We start from the raw sequence: 22,566 nt of genomic DNA on the forward strand, positions 1-22,566 counted from the left end.
TAACTGTACAGGGCTCTGAATCCTGTATGGATGAGGCTCCCCGCGCGGGGAGGTCCAGGACAACGCCAGTTTTCACTGGCTGTCCTGAAGAGAAACCATCAGTTGAATTGTAGCTGAGGCATGGCCTGCTTGACCTGAACCAGATAGTCGTTACGTTCTTTGCCAGTCAGACCTTCGGTACGCGGCAATTTGGCGGTTAACGGGTTAACCGCCTGCTGGTTTATCCAGATCTCGTAATGCAGGTGAGGTCCGGTGGAGCGGCCGGTATTGCCGGAGAGGGCTATGCGATCGCCTCGTTTCACTTTCTGGCCCGGTTTGACCAGCAGCTTCTTCAGATGCATGTAACGGGTCATATATTGGCGGCCATGGCGTATAGCGACATACAGGCCGGCGCCACCCCCATTTTTGCTGACGACCACTTCTCCGTCACCCACCGCCAGCACCGGTGTGCCTACCGGCATGGCAAAATCCACGCCGCGATGGGGAGCGATCCGCCCGGTCACTGGATTCACCCGGCGTGGGTTGAAGTTCGAGGATACGCGGAACTGCTTGGTGGTGGGGAAGCGCAGGAAACCACGGGCCAGACCCGCCGCATCGCGATTATAGAATTTGCCGTCATCGGCGCGGAAAGCGTAATAATCCTTGCCGCCGGTGCGCAGGCGCACCCCGACCAGTTCGCTCTGTTCACTGCGGCCATCCAGCATTTCACGGGACATAAGCACGGCGAACTGATCGCCTTTACGAAGCTTCCGAAAATCCAGCTGCCACTGCAACGCCTTGATAACTGAGGCAACTTCAGCGGATGACAGCCCAGCTGCCCTGGCGCTGGTGACAAAACTGCCGTTCAGCTCGCCGGCAATCGTGGTATTGCGCCATTCACCTACCTGATTGGCAATGCTTTCCTTGAACCCGCCGTCGATGCGATCGTACGTACGGGTTTCACGCCGTGAAGATTCCCAGGTCATGCGCTGTAAATCGCCGGCCTCGGTCAGCGTCCAGGAGATTTGCTGGCCGATTTTCAGGTTACGCAGTTCAGGAAACTGGGTGGCGAGCTGGTTCACATCTGCGATATCGATTCCATACTGGGTCAGAATCGAACTCAGCGTATCGCCCGTCGAGACCACATATTCATGGACACCGGTCTCTCCGGCTACTTTTTCGTCAAGTTCGTCCTGAGGAATATCGTCGTCGTTATCGGGGGCGGTTTGTTCTAAAGGTTCGCTGGCTTCTGGGACCAGGGTGCGTAATTGGTTATTTTCAAGCGGGATAATTCTGCTGGTAGGTTCGTCCATCACTGGGGAATAAACATAGGGCCGCCAAACGGCGACCGCCAGTGTAACCAAAGATAACGACCCTAGCATTACGCGGTGTGGCCGCGGCAGATTGTTGAATGCTAGGGCGATAGATCGAGCTATCTGCTGCACAGATTCCTATCCTCATATGTTCTTTTCCAGGCAGCTCACGTACTGGTTCGACAGGCTTAACAGAAAGTTTGCGTAACTTCCCTTATCCAATGCGATACCCATTCCCAAAGGGTCCAAAGTGCCTGTATGCACGGAGGTACCCTTGGCTACGGCGTTGATAACGGCTGGCCTGAATTGTGGCTCAGCAAAAATGCATGTGGCTTTTTGCTCAACCAACTGTGTTCTGATTTTGTGTAATGCCTGAGCACCAGGCTGTATTTCGGGATTAACGGTAAAATAACCCAGTGGCGTAAGACCATAGTGCGTCTCAAAATAGCCATAGGCGTCATGAAATACGAAATACCCTTTGCCGCTGACCGGCGCTAGCATTGTAGCGATATTTTTGTCATTTTTTGTCAGCGACTGGTCGAAAAAGCGTAGATTATCGTCTAATTGCCGCTTTTTCTCTGGCATAAGATCCAACAATCTGTCGTGAATAGCAATAGCGGATTGCCTGGCGATGTCTGGCGATAGCCAGATATGCATGTTGTATTCACCATGATGGTGATGCTCCTCACCGCTTTCATGATCATCATGAGCCTGATTCTCATCCTGATGCGGGTGCCCTTGGTTCTGGGGCTGATGCGGGTCTTCATGCTGGTGATGGCCTTCGCTGCCTTTCATCAGCAGCGGTGTGACAGTCGGCAGCTCCGCCAGGCTTATCACTTTGCCCGGCGCCATCCCAGCCAGGGGCTTGGTCAGAAAGGCCTCCATTTCCGGCCCGACCCAGATGACCAGATCGGCGCTTTTCAGCCGCTGTACATCAGAAGGACGCAGGGCAAAATCGTGGGGAGAAGCGCCATCGGGTAGCAACACTTCCGTCGACGTCACGCCGTCAGCGATTGCGGCGGCGATAAATCCCAGTGGTCGCACCGATGTCACCACATTGCCCCAAGCCTGTCCCCCCAGACTGGCAAGCGTTAATCCGGTCAGGGCAAGCAGGCGCAGTTTATTTCTAGCTAACGGTGGGCACGGTTTCATCGGTCTGATTCTCATTAAGCAACTCTAGGGAGTGTTATGTTATAATAATCCAGTCTTTTCACAACCGTAATTAATAATGAGCAATCTCGTCGAGTTACTTCAGGTGTCGGTTTCCTTTGGACAAAAACAGGTGCTGACCGACATTTCGTTTACCTTACGCCCCGGTCAGATCCTGACGTTGCTTGGCCCAAATGGCGCAGGCAAGTCAACGCTGGTCAGGGTGGTGCTGGGCTTAATCGCCCCTGATGCCGGCAAACTGCTGCGGGACAGCAGATTGCGCATCGGTTATGTTCCGCAGAAAATTCACCTGGACACCACCCTGCCCTTGACCGTCGAACGATTCATGCGTCTGCGCCCCGGCGTCAGTAAAGTGGAGATCGTACCGGCCCTGGAGCGGGTGCAGGCAGCGCATTTATTGCTGCAGCCCATGCAGAAGCTGTCCGGCGGCGAAATGCAGCGGGTGCTGCTCGCGCGGGCTCTGCTGAGTAAGCCTCAGTTGCTGGTGCTGGATGAACCGACTCAGGGGGTTGACGTCAGCGGTCAGGTGGCGCTTTACGACCTGATTGATAATTTGCGCCATACGCTGGGATGCGGCGTGCTGATGGTGTCCCACGATTTACACCTGGTGATGGCCAAGACCGATGAAGTCCTGTGCCTCAATCAACACATCTGCTGCTCAGGCACTCCGGACACCGTTTCAGCCCATCCTGAATTTATCGCCATGTTCGGTTACCAGGATGCCCAGCAGTTGGCTATCTATCGGCACCAGCATAACCATCGCCATGATCTGCAGGGATCGATTGTTAACGGACATCAGGGATGCAGTCATGATTGAACTTCTTTTACCCGGCTGGCTGGCCGGTGTTTTACTGGCTATGGCCTCCGGCCCGCTGGGTTCTTTTGTGGTATGGCGCAAGATGTCCTACTTCGGCGATACCCTGGCCCATGCTTCGCTGCTGGGCGTCGCTTTCGGCCTACTGCTTAATATCAACCCCTTTTATGCCATTATCGCGGTTACCCTGGCGCTGGCCATAGGGCTGGTATGGCTTGAGCGCTATCCTCAGTTGGCGATTGATACCCTGCTGGGCATCATGGCTCACAGCGCGTTGTCGCTGGGGTTGGTGGTGGTGAGTCTGATGTCGAATGTACGGGTGGATTTGATGGCATACCTGTTTGGCGATCTGCTGTCGGTGACCCTGGACGATATCGAGCTGATTGCCTGTGGCGTAGCGGTAGTGCTGGCTTTACTGGCCTGGCAATGGCGTGCGCTGCTGTCGATGACCATCAGTCCGGAGCTGGCGCATGTCGACGGCATAAACCTGCCGCGGGTGAAATTGCTGCTGATGCTGGTAACCGCCCTGACCATTGGTCTGGCGATGAAGTTTGTCGGCGCCCTTATCATTACTTCCTTGTTGATAATACCGGCAGCAGCGGCCCGGCGTTTTTCCCGCACTCCGGAGCAGATGGCAGGACTGGCGGTGATAGCAGGGATAATTGCCGTCACCGGTGGACTGACCTTCTCGGCATTATATGATACGCCCGCCGGCCCATCGGTGGTGCTATGCGCCTCAGCGCTGTTCTTGCTAAGCTTGACCTGCCGCCAGAAAGTCTGAGCCCTGGTCGTTTAGCGATCAATGCCGAAATGACGATAGGCATGGGCGGTGGCGATGCGCCCCCTGGGGGTACGCTGGATAAAGCCTTGCTGAATCAGGTAGGGCTCCAGCACATCTTCAATCGTTTCCTTCTCCTCGCCAATGGCGGCCGCCAGGTTTTCCAGCCCCACCGGTCCGCCGACAAACTTGTCGATAATGGCCAGCAGCAGTTTGCGGTCCATAAAGTCAAACCCCTCGGAATCGACATTGAGCATGTCCAGGGCACTGACCGCCACCTCGTCGCTTATCATGCCCGAGGCACATACCTCGGCAAAATCCCTGACCCGCCTCAGCAGGCGGTTGGCAATGCGCGGCGTGCCGCGTGAGCGGCGGGCAATTTCACGCGAGCCGGACTCGGTAATACTGAGATTGAGGCATTGGGCGCTGCGCGATACGATATGCTGCAGGTCAGCCACCTGATAGAATTCCAGCCGCTGAGTAATGCCGAAACGATCGCGCAGCGGGGACGTCAGAGAGCCGGCGCGGGTGGTCGCCCCGACCAGGGTAAACGGCGGTAATTCGATTTTAATCGACCGGGCCGCCGGCCCGTCGCCAATCATGATATCCAGCTGATAGTCTTCCATGGCTGGGTATAACACTTCTTCCACTACCGGCGACAGCCGGTGTATCTCATCGATAAACAGCACATCATGGGGTTCAAGATTGGTCAGCATGGCCGCCAGATCGCCCGCTTTCTCAAGCACCGGCCCGGACGTGGTGCGCAGATTGACGCCCATTTCATTGGCGACGATATTGGCCAGGGTGGTTTTCCCCAGTCCCGGCGGGCCAAATATCAACAAGTGATCCAGGGCATCGCCGCGCAGTTTCGCCGCTTTGATGAAGATTTCCATCTGCTCGCGCACCTTGGGCTGCCCGACATAGTCGTCCAGCGTTTTGGGGCGTATCGCCCGGTCGATAACTTCTTCTTCGACGACCACCTCGGCGGACAATAAACGGTCTGCTTCAATCATCCTCTACCTCACAGGGCTGCGCGCAGGGCTTCGCGAATCAGCGTTTCAGAATCCGCATCCGGTCGAGCGACTTTATTCACCAGCCGACTGGCCTCCTGAGGTTTATAACCTAAGGATACCAAGGCTTCAACCGCTTCGTTTTCCGGCGAAATATCGGTATCGGCGGCGCTAGGCGCGCTCAAAGCAAAATCGGTTGCGCCGACGGCGAACATATCGCCGCTCATACCCTTGAAGCGGTCTTTCATTTCGACCACCAGCCGTTCAGCCGTTTTCTTACCCACGCCGGGCAGTTTTACCAGGGCGTTGATCTCCTGATGCTCAACGGCGCTGACGAACTGTGAGGCAGACATACCAGAAAGGATAGCCAGGGCCAACTTGGGTCCAACGCCATTGACCTTAATCAGCTCCCGAAACAGCGCACGCTCCTGCTTATGGGTAAAGCCAAACAGCAGTTGCGCATCTTCACGCACGACGAAATGGATATAGATTATCGCTTCCTGTCCGATGTTGGGCAGCGCATAAAAACAGGTCATCGGCATATGGATTTCATAGCCAACCCCTTGGGTTTCAAGCAACACCAGCGGTGGCTGCTTTTCCAGTATGATGCCTCTGAGACGACCGATCACCTTGACCTTCCTTTTCAATCAACAGACAGTGCTTATAGCATAAAAAAGGCTGGATGAATATCCAGCCCGAACGATATCCCACTCACCACATTCATTAACTCATGCGACCCCGCGCAAGGTTTAGCCGGTCATCGCCGATCCGGGTGGCATTCTGATTGATATGGCAATGGGTAATGGCGATAGCCAGCGCATCGGCGGCGTCAGCCTGGGGGCTGGCCGGCAATTTCAGCAGTGCGCGAACCATGTGCTGAACCTGGCTTTTATCGGCTGAGCCGGTGCCTACCACCGTTTGTTTAACCTGGCGCGCCGCATATTCAAACACCGGCAGGTCCTGGTTGACCGCTGCGACAATAGCCACCCCGCGTGCCTGCCCCAGTTTAAGCGCGGAGTCCGCATTTTTCGCCATGAAGACTTGCTCGATGGCAAAAAAATCCGGCTGGAACTGGGTAATGATTTCACTGACGCCGGCATAAATCAGCTTGAGCCGGCTGGGTAAATCATCCACCTTGGTACGAATGCAGCCACTGCCCAGATAGACAAGCTGCCTGCCCTGCTGGCGGATAACGCCGTAACCGGTTATCCGCGAGCCAGGGTCGATACCGAGGATGATGCTCATGACACCCGGCCGGCTATCAGGCTATCGCGCCCTGAAATTGTCACAGGGTGGCCGCCACCTCGTCGGAAATCTCGCCATTATGGTAGACCTCCTGCACGTCGTCGGAATCTTCGAGCATATCAATCAGCCGCAGCAGCTTGGGGGCGGTTTCTTCATCCAGATCAGCGCGGGTCGACGGCACCAGAGCGACTTCCGCAGATTCCGCCTGCAGACCGGCAGCATCGAGCGCATCTTTCACCTCGCCGAAGGCTTCTGGCGTGGTATAAACATCGATAGCGCCATCGTCATAAGTGACCACGTCATCAGCACCGGCGTCCAACGCCGCATCCATTACCTGATCTTCATCCAGTCCCGGCGCATAGGAAATCACGCCTTTTTTGGTGAAAAGGTAAGAGACCGAGCCGTCCGTGCCCAGGTTGCCGCCGGTTTTGGTAAAGGCATGGCGCACTTCAGAAACGGTACGGTTACGGTTATCACTCAAGCATTCCACCATGACGGCGGTGCCGCCCGGGCCGTAGCCTTCATAAATAATGGTTTCCATCTGGCTATCGTCATCACCGCCAACGCCGCGGGCAATCGCCCGGTTCAGCGTGTCGCGCGTCATGTTGTTCGACAGTGCCTTGTCCACCGCTGCGCGCAGGCGCGGGTTGGAGCTGACGTCTGCACCGCCGAGCCGGGCGGCGGTGACCAGTTCACGTATAATTTTGGTAAAAATCTTGCCCCGCTTGGAATCCTGTGCCGCTTTGCGGTGCTTGGTATTGGCCCACTTACTATGACCTGCCATATCTCTCTCCGAAAAAAGCCTTTTCAGGCCGGATAAATAACGAATTCTTCAATCGCCTGCCGATTGCTCCAGGATTTTGTCAGCGCTGCGGCATCGACGATCGGCAGCCACCGATATGCCAAATGCTCACTGATACGCGGCGCTATCTCTGAGGGTAACGGTAAACAGAACCAGTATTCTGTATTGCGCGTCACTCCCGGCGCATATCGATGGCGAAAATGACTGAATATTTCAAATTGTATACAGCGATGGCAGTCCAGCAGTTGCAGTCCCAGGTTATCAATATCATAACCGGTCTCTTCGCGGACTTCGCGAGCAGCCGCCTGGGCCGGCGTTTCGCCAGGCTCCAGACTGCCGGTCACCGACTGCCAGAAAGCAGCGTCATCACGTCGCTGCAGCATTAACACCCGGCCGGTATCCTGCGCATAGATCACCACCAGCACCGAAAACGGGTGTTTCCATGCCATTACTTCTGCTCGCGCTCAAAGGCTTCTTTGCCTTTACCCACCACAGCGATAGACAGATCGGCCAACGCCGCGGTATTGCCGAAACTCGGCGCTTCGGTCATCAGGTCTGCCGCCGCGGTCGTTTTCGGGAAGGCGATGACATCTCGGATGTTATCGGTGCCGGTAAGCAGCATCACCAAGCGGTCCAGACCGAAGGCCAGACCGGCGTGAGGCGGCGTACCGTATTTCAGTGCATCCAGCAGGAAGCCAAACTTCTCACGCTGTTCCTGCGGGTTGATACCGAGGATACCAAACACTGTCTGCTGCATTTCTGTTTTGTGTATACGCACCGAACCACCGCCGACTTCGTAACCATTGACCACCATGTCATAGGCATTGGCGATAGCGGTCAGCGGCTCTGCGCCCAGTTGTTCGGCAGACATATCGCGCGGGGCGGTGAATGGATGATGCATCGCCGCCAGGCCGCCTTCTTCGTCCTCTTCAAACATCGGGAAGTCGATGACCCACAGCGGTGCCCAGCCATTGTCGTCGGTGAGCTTCAGGTCACGGCCGAGTTTCAAGCGCAAGGCGCCCAAGGCATCGGTAACCACTTTGGCGCGGTCAGCGCCGAAAAACACGATATCGCCATCTTCGGCGCTGGTGCGCGACAAAATGGACTCAAGCACCTGGGCATCCAGGAATTTAGCCACTGGGCTCTGAATACCGTCAAGGCCGGCTGACCGCTGGTTAACCTTGATATAAGCCAGGCCACGGGCGCCATAGATTTCGATATATTTGCCGTATTCGTCAATCTGCTTGCGGCTGAGCTGCGAACCGCCGGGAACGCGGATCGCCGCCACGCGGCCGCGCGCATCGTTAGCCGGGCCGGAGAACACCTTGAAGTCGATATCCTTGACCAGATCGGCCAGATCGACGATTTCCAGCGGATTGCGCAGGTCCGGCTTATCAGAGCCAAAACGACGCATTGCTTCGGCGAAGGTCATTACCGGGAATGCACCTAAATCGACCCCTTTGATCTCCAGCCACAGCTCGCGGATCAACTGTTCCATCTTTTCACGCACCTGGGCGGCGGACATGAAAGAGGTTTCCACATCGATTTGGGTGAATTCCGGCTGGCGATCGGCGCGCAAGTCCTCATCGCGAAAACACTTGACGATTTGATAGTAGCGGTCAAACCCCGACATCATCAGCAACTGCTTGAACAGCTGAGGCGATTGGGGCAGCGCATAAAATTTCCCTTTGTGCACCCGGCTGGGCACCAGGTAATCACGGGCCCCTTCCGGCGTGGCCTTGGTCAGCATTGGCGTTTCTATATCCAGGAAGCCGGCATCGTCCATAAAGCGGCGCACGAAAGCGGTTATTTTGGCGCGGGCCTTCAGGCGCTGGGCCATCTCAGGACGACGGAGATCCAGATAGCGATATTTGAGGCGCTGTTCTTCCGTGTTGGTCTGGTTGGGATCCAGCGGCAGCGGATCGGCCCGGTTGATGATAGTCAGCGATTTCGCCAGCAGTTCAACTTCGCCAGTGGCCATATCGCGGTTAATCTGGCTGTCGGGCCGTGCTCTGACGATACCGGTCAGTTGCAGGCAGAATTCGTTGCGCAACTCAGCGGCTTGAGTGAATACCTCTGTAGCATCAGGGTCAAAGAAGACCTGCACCAGTCCTTCACGATCACGCATGTCGATAAAAATCAGCCCGCCGAGATCACGGCGACGGTTGACCCAACCGCACAAGGTGACTTCCTGGCCGACATGAGACAGGTTGAGCTGTCCACAATAATGAGTTCGCATAACGATATCCTTAATATTCAGCGAGGGCCGGCCGGAACGGCGCGGCGGGTCACGGCTGCAGATGCAATAATGGGGTCACGTCCCGGCAAAATGCCGACGTTAAAAAGGCGGCCATTATAAAGTAAATTCGCCCGGAGCATAAGTCCACTGGCGCGCCGCGCATGCCAGTTGACCAAATAATTATCCCCCCACATATTTATTAACAACTTTAGCCGCCCACGCCCTGTTCGAACTATGCGTATTTATCCTACTCTGGGGTTCGATTATCTGTTTCGGGAGAAAAGCCATGACGACACTGAATACTACGCGTACTGCGCTGGTACTGATTGATTTACAACAGGGAATACTGCCTTTTGCCGGCGGACCTCATTCTGCTCAGCAGGTAGTGGCTAATGCCCGTCGGCTGGCCGATGCGTTTCGCCGCAGGCAGGCGCCGGTTTTTCTGGTGCGGGTCGGCTGGTCGCCGGATTTTGCCGAAGCGCTGAAGCAGCCGGTAGACGCGCCGGTGGGCGGTAAAGGTTTACCGGAAAACTGGTGGGATTTTCCGGCCGAGCTTGGTGTCCAGGACAGCGATATCCGCATTATAAAACGCCAGTGGGGCGCATTTTACGGTACCGATCTGGAAATGCAGCTGCGTCGACGCGGTATCACGGGTATGGTGCTGGCCGGTATTTCGACCAACATCGGGGTGGAGTCTACCGCTCGCAACGCGTGGGAGCTGGGCTTTGAGCTGACCTTGGTGGAGGATGCCTGCAGCGCCCACGACAAGGCCCAGCATGATGCCAGCTTCACCCATATTTTTCCGCGCATTGGTCGGGTGCGGCATTGTGAACAAATTTTGGCGACTGTAGAATAACCGTCATCCATTGCCGAGAGAAAAGCATCGATGAGGTATATCGGACTGCCTCAATGGCAGCACAACGGCTGGGGAAGGTTCGGTATGCGCACCCTGGCCGATTATGCCCGCCAGTTCAACTGCGTCGAAGGAAATACCACCTTCTATGCCCTGCCCGACCGGGGCCGGGTCATGGAATGGCGCGCCATGACGCCTGATCATTTCCGTTTTTGTTTCAAATTCCCGGCCAGCATCAGTCACCAGGCGGCGCTGCTTGATACCGACGCGCTACAGGCAGACTTTTTCCAGGCGCTGTCGCCGCTGGCCGATCGTATCGGCCAGTACTGGCTGCAGTTGCCGGCCACCTTTGGACCTGAGGGATTGGAACGGCTGTGGACCTTTCTCGATGGCTTGCCTCAGGGCTTCAGCTATGGCGTGGAGGTACGGCATCCGCTGTTCTTCGCCAAACAGGAGGATGAACGCCGGCTGAACCAGGGTCTGCATCAGCGTAAAATCAACCGGGTGGTCATGGACAGCCGTCCGGTGCATGCCGCGATGCCGACGTCAGCCGCGCTACTGGCGGCGAAAAAGCAAAAACCTAACGTGCCGGTCCATGCGCTGTTGACCGCCGACCGGCCCCTGGTGCGTTTCATCGGCGCTGATTCGCTGGACGATAACCTCACTCTTTTTTCCCCCTGGCTTGACACGCTTGACGGTTGGCGTTCCAAGGCGTGTCCCTTCCTGTTTATTCATACGCCTGATATCGCCCAGGCACCTGAACTGGCACAGGCATTATGGCCGCTGCTGGCGGAGAAATTCACTGATATGCCGGCTGCCCCCGACTGGCCTCAGCAGAATCTGTTGTTTTAACGCTAAAAAAATCCAGGCTTTATTGAGCTTGATCGACGACAGCGCCATGAACTCAGGTTATTATTCCGCTCGCTGGTCTGAATGAAAGAACGGAGTTTGAGATGGTTAGCGCGCTCTATGTCGTGTTTGGCGCCATGTTGTTGATTAAATTGTCCTATGATGTGATGAAATTGCGCACCCAGTATCAGGTAGCCTATGGCGATGGCGGGTTTTATGAGCTGCAGACCGCGATTCGTGTTCATGGTAATACGGTTGAATATATTCCCATTGGCCTTATTCTGCTCATCGTTATGGAAATGGATGGCGCATCAACCTGGTCTCTCCATTTATGTGGTTTACTGTTGATGGTGGGACGCCTGCTGCATTATGCCGGATTACGGCAGCGGGAATACCGCTGGCGACGTTCCGGTATGAGCGCGACGTTCGTCTCGCTCATCCTGATGACCCTGTTTAATCTCTGGTATATGCCTTGGGAACTGGTATTCGACTTCGATTGACTGCACCGGTTTATTTGGCCACAAAGCATGTACAGGCATGCTTTGTGGCCGCTATCTGTTAGAATACTGGCTTTCCATAACTCACTACCCTATTTCAATGATAAACCGCGATATCCTTTTCTCTGCCCCGATAGCAAAATTGGGCGACTGGACCTTCGATGAACGGGTTGCAGAAGTTTTTCCCGATATGATTCAACGCTCGGTCCCCGGCTACTCCAATATAGTGTCGATGATTGGCATGCTGGCGGGACGCTTTGTCCGCCCCGGTTCCCGAGTTTATGATCTCGGCTGCTCGCTGGGTGCAGCCACCCTTTCCATGCGTCGTGCCATCGATGTCGAAGGCTGTCGGATTATCGCGGTAGATAATTCACCGGCCATGGTGGATCGCTGTCGCCGTCATATCGACGCCTTTCGAGCCCCTACGCCGGTGGATGTGATTGAGGCGGATATCCGGGATATTCCTATCGAAAATGCCTCAATGATAGTGCTCAATTTTACCCTCCAGTTCCTTGAACCCGCTGACCGTCAGCAATTGCTGAATCGCGTTTATCAGGGATTGAATCCTGGCGGCGCGGTGGTGCTTTCTGAGAAATTCAGTTTCGAGAATGCCCAGATAGGTGAGTTGCTCTACAACATGCACCATGACTTCAAACGGGCCAATGGTTACAGCGAACTGGAAATCAGCCAGAAGCGCAGCATGCTGGAAAATGTGATGATGACCGACTCGGTGGAAACCCACAAAAAGCGCCTGGAACAGGCAGGATTCGGCCATGCCGAACTCTGGTTCCAGTGTTTCAATTTCGGATCGCTGGTGGCGCTTAAGCCAGAGGCGGACCAATGACCGATTTCGGCGATTTTTACCAGTTGATTGCCAAGGGGCCCCTGAGCCATTGGCTCAATACCTTGCCCCCACAGCTCAGCGCCTGGCGGCAACACAGTCGTCACGGGAAATTCAGCCAGTGGTTCAATGCGGTCGAGCGGTTGCCGGCCCTGACCCCGTACAGCGTCGATTTGCTCCATGGGGTTACGGCGGCGGCTGGAACGCCTCTGCCGAATGGCCAGCAGCAGGGCATCGAATCACTGCTGCGTCAACTGATGCCGTGGCGCAAAGGCCCGTTCTCGCTGTATGGCATCGATATTGATACCGAATGGCGCTCTGACTGGAAATGGGAGCGAGTGCTGCCCCATATCAGTCCGCTGGCCGGTCGCACCATACTGGATGTGGGCTGCGGCAGTGGCTATCACCTCTGGAGGATGATTGGCGCCGGAGCGCAACTGGCGGTTGGCATAGATCCGATGCAGTTGTTTTTCTGCCAGTTTGAAGCGGTAAGGAAACTGCTGGGCGGCGACCAGCGCGCCCATCTGCTGCCGCTCGGCATTGAGCAGTTGCCTGAGCTGGCCGCGTTTGACAGCGTCTTTTCCATGGGTGTGCTTTATCATCGCCGATCCCCGCTCGATCATCTGCTGCAGTTAAGGAATCAGCTGGTTGCCGACGGCGAACTGGTGCTTGAGACGTTGGTTATCGAAGGGGATGAAAACCAGGTTCTGGTGCCCGGCGAACGTTATGCCCAGATGCGTAACGTGTATTTTATTCCATCGGCGGCGGCCCTGATGCGCTGGCTGGAAAAGTGCGGCTTCAATGACATCCGGCTGGCGGACCTGTGCGCCACCAGCATTGAAGAGCAACGCCGCACCGACTGGATGACCAGTGAATCACTGGCCGACTTCCTGCATCCGGACGATCCCAGACTCACAGTAGAAGGGTACCCCGCGCCCCTGCGGGCGGTAATAGTGGCGCGTAAATCCTGACGCAGCCTCTACAGATTATCGGTTACCTCCGGTGAAGACGTTTTAAGTGACCGACAGCCACCCCATTGCGGTGTGTGGGTCTGGCCAGATAAAGGCGATAATTCATGAATGCAGTCGTTACCCCTAGCCCGGTGCTGTGTGCTGATATCGGCGGCTCGTATATTAAATTCGGCCTCTCACCCCAGCCCTCCGACGTTGTCGGCCTGGATAAAATCGCCATGCCAGCCCACTGCTGGGATGAATTTGTCGGTGCTCTGAAGAAACTGGTCTCGGCGCATCAGGCCCATTATGCGGCCGACACGCCGCTGGCTATTTCCGCGGCCGGCATTGTTTCGCCAACCGGCGAAGTATTCGCCAGCAACATCCCGGCCTTCAGCGGGCATTTACTGGTCACAGAGCTGACGCAATGTCTCAATCGGCAGGTGTGGTTGGCCAATGATGCCGACTGCTTCGCCCTGGCCGAGGCCACCCAAGGCCGAGGCAAAGGCCTGCCAATCGTTTTCGCCGCCATTCTGGGTACCGGTGTAGGCGGCGGACTGGTGATCAACGGCCAGACAGTTTCTGGTGCTGATGGCCTGACCGGGGAATGGGGTCACGGCCCGATTACCCGGACCGAATTGCAGCTTGATGGCGCCCGCTATTCCTTGCCCAGGCAGCCTTGCAGCTGTGGACAGAGCGGCTGCCTTGACACCTATGGCGGCGCGCGCGGCCTGGAAAAAATACATCTGCTGCTGCATGGGCAGTCTGCCGACAGCCGGACCATCATCGGGCACTGGCAACGGGATGAACCCCACGCCAGATTAACCGTCGCGGCCTGGCTGCAAGTGGTGAGCGAACCTCTGGCCTATTGCCTGAATATGACCGGTGCCTCGCTGATTGTCGTCGGCGGCGGGCTGGCCGCTGTCGAACCGTTGATAGAGGCGCTTGATAGGTTGGTTCGCCAACTGATACTGAGACGCAGCCCTGACCCGGTGGTAGTAGCAGGCCGTTTTTCCCAGCAAGGCGGTCTGGTCGGGGCATCGGTGCTGGGACATATGCGGGCCGCCGGGCGGTGACCCAACCGGCGAAGCCACAGGTGACCCAACCGGCGAAGCCACAGGTGAGCGACTTCCCGCCGCAAGAATCAATGACTGACGCTGCCGGCCGGTTCGACAAAACGCGACCTACTCCCACGGCGTGCCTGGATATTTATTCTGTCTATTAACCAAGACCGGCTGGATAATACCGTAAAGAGGCCCAAGCCGGTTAATTCAATCCTTTTTTCGCCGTTAATCCCTCATTGGAAAATAAGCGCGTTACGCCCCCAATATCATAATTAATTATTGCGTAGCTGATAATATATTAATGAATTCCCCATTCATCGGCTTTTATTTTTCTGCTCGATATTTCTTTGGCTATTGTAACGTAAAAAAAGCAGTGCTAATGTGGAAAACTTATCTTTCATATGTTCAAGATGAAATCCATCTCTCATCACTATTCTTTAACGAAGGGATAACTATGGAAACTGAAATCATGAGTTTTTCTGTCAATAATGAGCTCGATGTCCATTCCACCAGTTTTGACGCCTTCATCTCCTATATGGACACCAGCACTGATTTCTGGGTAATAAAAGATGCCGAATCCCGTTTTGTCTATGGCAACGACGTCATGCTGCATTACAGCGGCCTGCCAAAGGGTTTTGATATAAAAGGAAAATTGGACAGCGAATGCCCGGCGCCCTGGTCTGAGCATGAGGAGATCATCCAGGCTAATGATAAAAACGTGATGGCGCGAAAGCAGACCATACCGGTCTTGAATACCTTCACTTTCGGCGGCAAAGAAAAAAGAATTCAACCTTTTCTGCTGGAAATAACACCGTTGATAAAAGAAGGCCGAAGTATCGGCATCGTGGGTCGGGGGAAGAAACTGGAAATTTATTCAATGTATCATTTCGAGAATGGATTTCATCCAGAAACGCTGAGCTTTGGCCCTCCTGATAAATTATTTACCGATCAAGAATTCAATGTGATATTTTTTACCTTGCAATCCATGAGCGCGAAAGAGATTGCGAAAAAATTGAATCTGTCTCATCGAACCATTGAAAATAAATTGGCAATAATATATCAGAAAATAGATGTTAATTCGTTGGTACAATTAAAAGAATATTGCCGGGCGCATGGATATTACAATTACGCACCTACCTTGTATATCAACCCAAACTCCTATATTCCGTTGGTCAGTTAGGCACCGTCGGGGGTAAGGGAAGCCATGCATATCGTGTCTAAGCCAGGCGGCATAAAAAAAAGCCCCAAGAAAATGTTGGGGCTGGGTACTTGCAAGCATCACGGGGGTTAGTTCGTGTGCGCGGCAAAATCTGCTGTCATTACTTCGCTAAGCGGTATGGCTGGCTGCCAACGCATGCTTCATAGCGGCAACCATATCTCCATCTACGCAATAATGGGTAAATTCATCGGCTTCATTGTCAGCGCTCATGCTGACGCCTGCTTTGCGATAACGCATCATCGACGGAACAAAACGCCCGGCGGAACTGTGAAGTTCCTTGATGCCGCATTGCTGGAACTTGTGAACATTGGTCATTCTGACGCCCGCCCCAGCCATAATAATTGGACCGCGGCTCAGGCTGTTAAGTTCCCGTAATAATGCTAATCCCGCTTCAGCGGTTTGCTGCTGCCCAGAGCTGAGAATACGGGCGACACCTAAAGAGGTTAACTGCTCCAGGGCCTGGCGGGGATTAATGCACATGTCAAATGCACGGTGAAAAGTCACCGCCATCGAGCGGCAGATTTCCATCACCTGCTGCATACGCTGAATCTCGACATGCCCTTCTGCATCCAATAGTCCGACGACTACCCCGGGGAAGCCCAGTTTGCGTATCAGCTCCAGCTCAGTAAGAATGGTGTCGAATTCGACGTCGCTGTAAAAAAAGTCTCCGCCGCGCGGGCGCACGATCGGATGGACCGGAATGTTCACTCTGTCAAGCGCCAACGTTAAGCTGCCATATGATGGCGTAAGTCCCCCTTCCCTCGGTGCCGAGCAAAGCTCGATCCGGTCTGCACCCGCCTGTTCAGCCGCCATAGCGCATTCTACGCTATAGCAGCAGACTTCGAGTTTTGGCATCATGTCACTCCTTCCTGTAGGCTCGGCCTTGCCGGTTGCGGGTGAATTCATTTTACGGCAAAAGCATTATCCTTTTTAATTTCATAAGGAATTAACTATGGCATTCAACTTTGATGAATGTATCGACCGCCGTCACAGCGACAGTCACAAATGGCAAAAATATGCTAACAAAGATGTGATTCCCTTATGGGTTGCCGACACCGATTTTCGCTCGCCGCCTTGCGTTATCGATGCTTTACATCAGCGAGTAAGCCATGGGGTGTTTGGTTACGGTGTCGTGCCCCAGAAACTCGGCACCCTGCTGTGCGAAAGAATGCGTGATCGCTACCAATGGCATATTAAACCGGATTGGCTGGTATTTTTACCGGGTTTGGTTAGTGGCCTGAATATATCCACCCGCGCCCTGACCGAGCGTGAACAGCGTATCGTCTTACCGGCACCGCTTTACCCGCAGTTTGGCAAGGCCGCTAAAAGCGCCGGCCGGCAGCAGTTGCCGGTGTCAATGCACTTGGTGAATGACCGCTGGTTGCCCGATATTGATGGCGTGATCCAGCAGATAGAGGGCAATGAAAAATTATTGATGTTGTGTAATCCACATAACCCGGGCGGCACCGTTTACACCCGTCAGGAGTTGGAAAAATGGCATGAGCTGGCCAAAGCCCATGACTGGTGGGTCTGTTCAGACGAAATCCACTGTGATCTGATTCTGGAGCCCGGCGCCCGGCATATTCCCTTCGCATCGCTTAACGAGGATGCCGCCCAGCGAACGGTGACGCTATTATCCCCTTCCAAGACCTTCAACCTGGCCGGGCTGGGCGCTTCGGTTGCGATAATCGCCAATCCCCGACTACGGCAGCGGTTTGTCGCTCAATGCGCCGGCATAGTACCAAGCGTGGGTGTATTACCGCTGATTGCGGCTACTGCAGCCTGGCGGGACGGCGATCCCTGGCTGGTCGAATTACTGGACTACCTGCGGGCCAACAGGAATTGGCTAACGACACAGATCAACGCCCTGCCAGGGCTGAAGATGGTGGCACCCGAGGCCACTTACCTGGCATGGATCGATGCTGCCGGACTTGATGTCGAAGATCCCTTCCGATTCTTTGAACAGGCAGGAGTGGGATTGTCGCCAGGCAGGGATTTCGGTGATCCTCGCTTTGTCAGGCTCAATTTCGGTTGCTCAAGGCAATTACTTGCGCAGGCTATTGAACGCATGTCACGGGCTATCAGCGAAGGCTAACCCTTTTCGCTGGCGACAATCAGCGTGAGCGGGTAGGGATGAAACTTGATTGTCACTTGCCCGTCGGTCACCGCCAGCGTCGGGTTGGAAAGGGTTTCTCCCATCGCTTTGGGGGCGCTTTGCTTTATTTTTATATCAGGTGCCCGCAGCGCCTCGTCGCTCAGTAATGCTATCGCCCGGTGGTGCAACTGCAACGGTTCGACTGGCAGCACAATTTCAATATGCTCCCAACCTTCATGGGGATAAAGCCGTTTTCCCGGCCAGGGCAACTCAACGCAGTCGACGCTAAATTCACCGCAATCAATCCGTTGGTCCAGGGTAAATAAAGCGATTGGCCTGCCGTTTATTTCTTTTTCATTGAAACAGTGCCCTGCCTTTTCAAATCCTTGGTACCACCTATTAGCAGTACTTACCTGATGGCAGCGCAGCGCAATATGATCAATACCATATTCGTTCAGTTTAATGCCGCAGCGGTCAGCCAGAAACTTCACCTGACGGCTGAATCTGAGCATGTCTGAGTGTAAATCCTGAAGCAATTCTATGTCAAACCATGTCATTTTCTTATATCTCGCAGAGATTTAATTCAGAAATACCCTTACCAACACCATGAATTATAATAACTTTAACTATAAACAGGAATTTATAAACCGCTGTGTTTTTAATTAAAAAATAGATGAATTATCATTAATAATTATTATGCATGTTTATATGATAAAAACAACAAAATACATGTCATAACATTTTCAAAAGAAACTGCCGGTGTCAATTAGCCCGCCAACGTAATATTAACATTACTATTGCTTGTTATTCACCCCGAATTGGTCTTTAGCCTTTAATGCTCAGTATTGTCTTAAACATCATTTGCCAGATTGTATATAGAATAAAAATAAGATAGTTTCGAGGAAATAAATAAACTAGGAATTTAATTATGATGCTATTAACTTTATGCGCCATTCTGGTTATTATTGCGATCTTCTCTATCCTGCAGCATCTGCGTACTCGCAACCGTAACCAGCTGGGCGCTTCGCGTAAATCGTCACGCCGCCGCTAGCGCCAATCTCCCCCGAGCGCTGGTCGCCTTCCCTTCCCTTTTCCCCTTGATACTTTGCCCATCGCCGCTGTTGTCATACTGACGCAAGCCGCTGATTATGGTATAAGCATGTTTTATTTTTTACAGCGTGCTCCGACATCTGGATGGATGTCCGGGTCATGACAGTCATATTAAGATGCCGTTAACAGGAAGGCCGTCTTTCCGTCCGGCATGGGTGATAAAGGTATCCAGGTGAACATTCACACACTGCTCTCCACAAAAATCAGTCAGGCAATGGTTGCCGCCGGCGCGCCCGCCGATTGTGAGGCACAGGTTCGCCAATCTGCAAAAGCGCAGTTCGGCGATTATCAAGCCAATGGCATCATGGCTATAGCAAAGCGTCTCGGTATGCCGCCTCGGCAACTGGCCGAAAAAGTCGTAAGCCTGCTGGAGCTTGATGGCATCGCTGAAATGATAGACGTCGCCGGACCAGGATTCATCAACCTGTTCCTGGATAAATCCTGGCTGGCTGAACAGGTTGAATCGGCCATTGCCAGCGATCGTCTGAACATCAGCCGAGCCGATCCCCAGACCATCGTGGTTGACTACTCTGCGCCCAACGTGGCGAAAGAAATGCACGTAGGTCATGTGCGCTCAACCATCATTGGCGATGCTGCGGTCCGCACCCTAGAATTCCTCGGTCATAACGTTATTCGCGCCAATCATGTCGGCGACTGGGGCACGCAGTTCGGCATGCTTATCGCCTACCTGGAAAAGATCCAGAATGATGAAGGCGAAGAGCTGCAGCTCGCCAGCCTGGAAGAATTTTATCGCGCCGCCAAGAAAAACTACGATGAAGACGAAGGATTCGCCGAACGCGCGCGCAGCTATGTCGTCAAGCTGCAGGGGGGTGATGACTATTGCCGACGCATGTGGCGCAAGCTGGTTGATATCACCATGGCGCAAAATCAGAAGGTGTATGACCGCCTGAATGTGACGCTCAGTCGGAACGACGTGATGGGCGAGAGCCTTTATAACGATATGCTGCCCGGCATCGTGGCCGACCTGAAACAAAAAGGCCTGGCGGTGAGCAGTGAGGGGGCGACCGTCGTCTATCTTGATGAGTTCAAGAATAAAGAAGGCGAGCCGATGGGCGTTATCATCCAGAAAAAGGACGGTGCCTACCTGTATACCACCACCGACATCGCCTGTGCCAAATACCGCTACGACGTACTGAAAGCCGACCGGGTTATCTATTATATCGATTCTCGCCAGCATCAGCATCTGGCCCAAGCCTGGACCATTGTGCGCAAAGCCGGTTATGTGCCTGAAAGCGTGCCCCTTGAGCACCATATGTTCGGTATGATGCTCGGCAAGGATGGCAAGCCGTTCAAAACCCGGGCCGGTGGAACCATCAAACTGACCGATTTGCTGGATGAAGCGCTTGAGCGCGCCCGTCAGCTTATCGCTGCCAAAAATCCCGATCTGCCCGCCGACGAACTGGAAACCCTGGCTGGCGTCGTCGGCATTGGTGCAGTCAAGTATGCTGATTTGTCCAAGAGCCGCACCACGGATTATATTTTTGACTGGGACAATATGCTGGCGTTCGAAGGCAACACCGCCCCTTATATGCAGTATGCCTACACCCGTGTGGCTTCGGTATTCAAGCGTAGCGGCGCCGGACTCGAGCAATTGACCGGGCCGGTCGTGCTTAATGCCCCTGAAGAATCCCTGCTGGCAGCACGACTGCTGCAGTTCGAAGAAGCGGTCACCACCGTTGCTCGCGATGGCACTCCCCATGTGATGTGCGCTTATCTCTACGATCTGGCGGTACTGTTTTCTTCTTTCTATGAGCACTGTCCCATCCTCAACGCCGACAGCGAACCGGTGCGCCAGAGCCGTCTAAAACTGGCTCTGCTAACCTCTCGGACCCTGAAGCAGGGTTTGGATTTGCTGGGTATTCAGACGGTAGAACGGATGTAACCCACCGGGCGCGCAAGGCTTTGAGGCTGGGTGATGGCCAAGGCTTTGAGGCTGGGTGATGGCAAGGCTTTGAGGCTGGGTGATAGCAAAGCTTTGAAGCTGTGTAATGAATAATGCCGGGGTGGTCGCCAGCCCCGGCATTTTTTCGTTTTGCTCTCGCTACCGTGGCTCAGTGGGCAGTTCGGGCAAAATCCTTCAGGCGGAATCCCAACAGCGCCAGGATGGCAAAGTAACTGCCTGCGCCGGCGATGACCACCCCCATCAATCTGAGCAGGCGCGCCAGCATATTTCCCTGATCCCAGTCAGGCATAAACCACAGCAGAGCCACCAAAACGGCGGCCATTACCGCGACCGCTATCACCAGGCGGACAAAAAAACCCAGCCATCCCGGCTGCGGCACAAACAGCTTTTTCTTGCGCAACTGCCAATACAGCAGACCGGCATTGATGCAGGCTCCCAGACCGATGGACAGCGACAGCCCCGCATGCTTGAGCGGCCCGATAAACACCAGGTTCATCAATTGGGTCAGGACAAGTGTGATGATGGCGACCTTTACCGGGGTTTTAATGTCCTGCCGGGAATAAAATCCAGGCGCCAGCACCTTGACCAGTATCAGGCCGAGGAGACCAACCGAATAAGCCACCAGCGCTCGCTGGGTCATCAGGGCATCGAATGCGCTGAACTTTCCGTACTGGAAAAGGGCCACCGTCAAGGGTTTGGCCAGAATACCGAGCGCGACGGCACTGGGCAAAGCCAGCACAAAACACAGTCTCAAACCCCAGTCCATCAGCCGGGAATACTCCTGATGATCCCCGCTGGAGAAGCTTCGTGCCAGCGAAGGCAGCAGGATAGTCCCCAGCGCCACCCCCAGCACACCGGAAGGAAACTCCATCAAGCGGTCGGCGTAGTACATCCAGGACACTGAGCCTGAGACCAGGAACGAGGCAAAGATAGTATTGATAATCAGCGAGATCTGACTGACCGAGACCCCGAGGATCGCCGGCCCCATCAGCCTGAGCACCCGCCAGACGCCAGCATCCCTGAACTGAATGCGCGGCATGACCAGCATGCCGATTTTTTTCAGATGCGGTAGCTGGTAACCCAGCTGCAGCACCCCACCGACCACCACCGCCCAGGCCAGGGCCATCACCGGCGGGTCGAACAGTGGAGCGGCAAACAGCGCAAAGCCGATCATGCTGACATTGAGCAACGTCGGTGCGAAAGCCGGTACGGAAAAACGATTCCAGGTATTCAGTATCGCCCCGACCAGCGAGGCCAAGGAAATCAGCAGAATATAGGGGAAGGTGATCCGCAGCAAGGCTGAGGTCAGTTGGAACTTGTCGTGGGTATCGGCAAAACCCGGGGCGGTTATCATGATAACCCAAGGCGCCGCCAGCATGCCGGCCACGGTGACCATGGCCAGCGCCAGGGTCAGTAAGCCCGATACATAGGCGATAAATGTCCGAGTAGCTTCCTCGCCCTGCTGGGTTTTATATTCCGCCAGAATCGGCACAAAAGCCTGGGAAAAAGCGCCTTCAGCAAAAATCCGTCGCAGCAAATTGGGTAATTTGAAGGCGACAAAAAAAGCATCTGTCGCCATGCCGGCACCGAACACCCTGGCGACGATGGCATCGCGGGCAAATCCCAGCACCCGTGAAAACATGGTCATGGAGCTGACGGCCGCCAGCGATTTCAATAAATTCATGGTATGGTTTTTCTGCTGTCCGCGGCTGCCGATATCAAACACATCTGATAGCGGCCCCCGCTGGCCAATTATAGGTGGGCATAGTCTACCCTGACTTCAGGAAATCGCTAGCCGGAGTTGTTACCTCCGG

At 54.6% G+C, this 22,566-nt stretch carries 23 protein-coding genes; 12 read left to right on the forward strand and 11 right to left on the reverse strand.

From position 1 onward, the window contains the following. Positions 1-98: 98 nt before the first annotated feature. Positions 99-1,424 carry a murein DD-endopeptidase MepM gene (mepM, locus tag EDC52_RS01805; RefSeq protein WP_131863547.1) on the reverse strand — a complete coding sequence of 442 codons (1,326 nt, stop codon included), beginning with the start codon at positions 1,422-1,424 and terminating at the stop codon, positions 99-101. Positions 1,425-1,436: 12 nt separating this feature from the next. Beyond that, on the reverse strand, positions 1,437-2,405 hold the full coding sequence (znuA, locus tag EDC52_RS01810) for a zinc ABC transporter substrate-binding protein ZnuA (protein WP_407924192.1): 969 nt from the start codon (positions 2,403-2,405) through the stop codon (positions 1,437-1,439). Positions 2,406-2,520: 115 nt separating this feature from the next. Here znuA and znuC point away from each other — a divergent pair, with 115 nt between their 5' ends. Beyond that, positions 2,521-3,279 (forward strand): zinc ABC transporter ATP-binding protein ZnuC, encoded by a 759-nt coding sequence (gene znuC / locus EDC52_RS01815; protein ID WP_131863549.1) that lies wholly within the window; start codon positions 2,521-2,523, stop codon positions 3,277-3,279. After that, the gene (znuB, locus tag EDC52_RS01820; protein ID WP_131863550.1) at positions 3,272-4,057 is read left to right on the forward strand and encodes a zinc ABC transporter permease subunit ZnuB; all 786 of its coding nucleotides are present in this window, start codon (positions 3,272-3,274) and stop codon (positions 4,055-4,057) included. Before znuC ends, znuB begins: the two co-directional genes overlap by 8 nt. An 11-nt stretch (positions 4,058-4,068) precedes the next feature. Here the strand turns inward: znuB and ruvB are convergent, their stop codons facing one another. The 6 genes from ruvB to aspS all read right to left on the reverse strand — a co-directional run bounded on the left by ruvB (position 4,069) and on the right by aspS (position 9,350). Next, positions 4,069-5,067, reverse strand: a complete 999-nt coding sequence (gene ruvB, locus EDC52_RS01825; RefSeq protein WP_131863551.1) for a Holliday junction branch migration DNA helicase RuvB — start codon at positions 5,065-5,067, stop codon at positions 4,069-4,071. An 8-nt stretch (positions 5,068-5,075) separates the two neighbouring features. Beyond that, entirely contained in the window at positions 5,076-5,693 is a 618-nt protein-coding gene (gene ruvA, locus EDC52_RS01830; protein ID WP_131863552.1) for a Holliday junction branch migration protein RuvA, read from the reverse strand. 94 nt (positions 5,694-5,787) lie between these two features. Next, the gene (ruvC, locus tag EDC52_RS01835) at positions 5,788-6,309 is read right to left on the reverse strand and encodes a crossover junction endodeoxyribonuclease RuvC (protein ID WP_131863553.1); all 522 of its coding nucleotides are present in this window, start codon (positions 6,307-6,309) and stop codon (positions 5,788-5,790) included. A gap of 40 nt (positions 6,310-6,349) precedes the next feature. Continuing rightward, positions 6,350-7,093, reverse strand: a complete 744-nt coding sequence (locus EDC52_RS01840) for a YebC/PmpR family DNA-binding transcriptional regulator (RefSeq protein ID WP_131863554.1) — start codon at positions 7,091-7,093, stop codon at positions 6,350-6,352. A gap of 23 nt (positions 7,094-7,116) precedes the next feature. Continuing rightward, positions 7,117-7,560 carry a dihydroneopterin triphosphate diphosphatase gene (gene nudB, locus EDC52_RS01845; protein WP_131863555.1) on the reverse strand — a complete coding sequence of 148 codons (444 nt, stop codon included), beginning with the start codon at positions 7,558-7,560 and terminating at the stop codon, positions 7,117-7,119. Next, positions 7,560-9,350 carry an aspartate--tRNA ligase gene (gene aspS / locus EDC52_RS01850; RefSeq protein WP_131863556.1) on the reverse strand — a complete coding sequence of 597 codons (1,791 nt, stop codon included), beginning with the start codon at positions 9,348-9,350 and terminating at the stop codon, positions 7,560-7,562. The genes nudB and aspS overlap by 1 nt, the downstream gene beginning before the upstream one ends. 286 nt (positions 9,351-9,636) lie before the next feature. On the opposite strand from aspS, the gene EDC52_RS01855 reads away from it, so the two are divergent. The 7 genes from EDC52_RS01855 to EDC52_RS01885 all read left to right on the forward strand — a co-directional run bounded on the left by EDC52_RS01855 (position 9,637) and on the right by EDC52_RS01885 (position 15,584). After that, positions 9,637-10,206 carry a hydrolase gene (locus tag EDC52_RS01855; protein ID WP_131863557.1) on the forward strand — a complete coding sequence of 190 codons (570 nt, stop codon included), beginning with the start codon at positions 9,637-9,639 and terminating at the stop codon, positions 10,204-10,206. A 30-nt stretch (positions 10,207-10,236) separates the two neighbouring features. After that, the gene (locus EDC52_RS01860) at positions 10,237-11,055 is read left to right on the forward strand and encodes a DUF72 domain-containing protein (protein WP_131863558.1); all 819 of its coding nucleotides are present in this window, start codon (positions 10,237-10,239) and stop codon (positions 11,053-11,055) included. Positions 11,056-11,156: 101 nt separating this feature from the next. Then, positions 11,157-11,552, forward strand: coding sequence for an MAPEG family protein (locus tag EDC52_RS01865; protein ID WP_131863559.1), 396 nt, complete (start codon positions 11,157-11,159; stop codon positions 11,550-11,552). Positions 11,553-11,649: 97 nt separating this feature from the next. Then, positions 11,650-12,393, forward strand: coding sequence for a carboxy-S-adenosyl-L-methionine synthase CmoA (gene cmoA / locus EDC52_RS01870; RefSeq protein ID WP_131864077.1), 744 nt, complete (start codon positions 11,650-11,652; stop codon positions 12,391-12,393). Next, positions 12,390-13,361, forward strand: coding sequence for a tRNA 5-methoxyuridine(34)/uridine 5-oxyacetic acid(34) synthase CmoB (gene cmoB / locus EDC52_RS01875; protein ID WP_131863560.1), 972 nt, complete (start codon positions 12,390-12,392; stop codon positions 13,359-13,361). The genes cmoA and cmoB overlap by 4 nt, the downstream gene beginning before the upstream one ends. A gap of 104 nt (positions 13,362-13,465) precedes the next feature. Further along, positions 13,466-14,416 (forward strand): ROK family protein, encoded by a 951-nt coding sequence (locus EDC52_RS01880; RefSeq protein WP_131863561.1) that lies wholly within the window; start codon positions 13,466-13,468, stop codon positions 14,414-14,416. A gap of 442 nt (positions 14,417-14,858) precedes the next feature. Then, entirely contained in the window at positions 14,859-15,584 is a 726-nt protein-coding gene (locus tag EDC52_RS01885; RefSeq protein ID WP_131863562.1) for a helix-turn-helix transcriptional regulator, read from the forward strand. Positions 15,585-15,731: 147 nt separating this feature from the next. On the opposite strand, the gene cutC is transcribed toward EDC52_RS01885, so the two are convergent. After that, positions 15,732-16,478, reverse strand: a complete 747-nt coding sequence (gene cutC, locus EDC52_RS01890) for a copper homeostasis protein CutC (RefSeq protein ID WP_131864078.1) — start codon at positions 16,476-16,478, stop codon at positions 15,732-15,734. 97 nt (positions 16,479-16,575) lie between these two features. On the opposite strand from cutC, the gene EDC52_RS01895 reads away from it, so the two are divergent. Continuing rightward, positions 16,576-17,718, forward strand: coding sequence for a MalY/PatB family protein (locus EDC52_RS01895; RefSeq protein ID WP_131863563.1), 1,143 nt, complete (start codon positions 16,576-16,578; stop codon positions 17,716-17,718). Here the strand turns inward: EDC52_RS01895 and EDC52_RS01900 are convergent. Next, positions 17,715-18,275: a VOC family protein gene (locus EDC52_RS01900; RefSeq protein ID WP_131863564.1), complete on the reverse strand. Its 561-nt coding sequence runs from the start codon at positions 18,273-18,275 to the stop codon at positions 17,715-17,717. The two genes, EDC52_RS01895 and EDC52_RS01900, sit on opposite strands and share 4 nt — an antisense overlap. 371 nt (positions 18,276-18,646) lie before the next feature. Here EDC52_RS01900 and EDC52_RS20215 point away from each other — a divergent pair, with 371 nt between their 5' ends. Further along, positions 18,647-18,769: a hypothetical protein gene (locus tag EDC52_RS20215; protein ID WP_268990333.1), complete on the forward strand. Its 123-nt coding sequence runs from the start codon at positions 18,647-18,649 to the stop codon at positions 18,767-18,769. A 231-nt stretch (positions 18,770-19,000) separates the two neighbouring features. Further along, positions 19,001-20,731: an arginine--tRNA ligase gene (gene argS, locus EDC52_RS01905; protein ID WP_131863565.1), complete on the forward strand. Its 1,731-nt coding sequence runs from the start codon at positions 19,001-19,003 to the stop codon at positions 20,729-20,731. A gap of 169 nt (positions 20,732-20,900) precedes the next feature. Here the strand turns inward: argS and murJ are convergent, their stop codons facing one another. Further along, positions 20,901-22,436, reverse strand: coding sequence for a murein biosynthesis integral membrane protein MurJ (murJ, locus tag EDC52_RS01910; protein WP_131863566.1), 1,536 nt, complete (start codon positions 22,434-22,436; stop codon positions 20,901-20,903). Positions 22,437-22,566: the final 130 nt, after the last annotated feature.

The organism is Biostraticola tofi (assembly GCF_004343195.1).
Lineage (GTDB): Bacteria > Pseudomonadota > Gammaproteobacteria > Enterobacterales > Enterobacteriaceae > Biostraticola > Biostraticola tofi.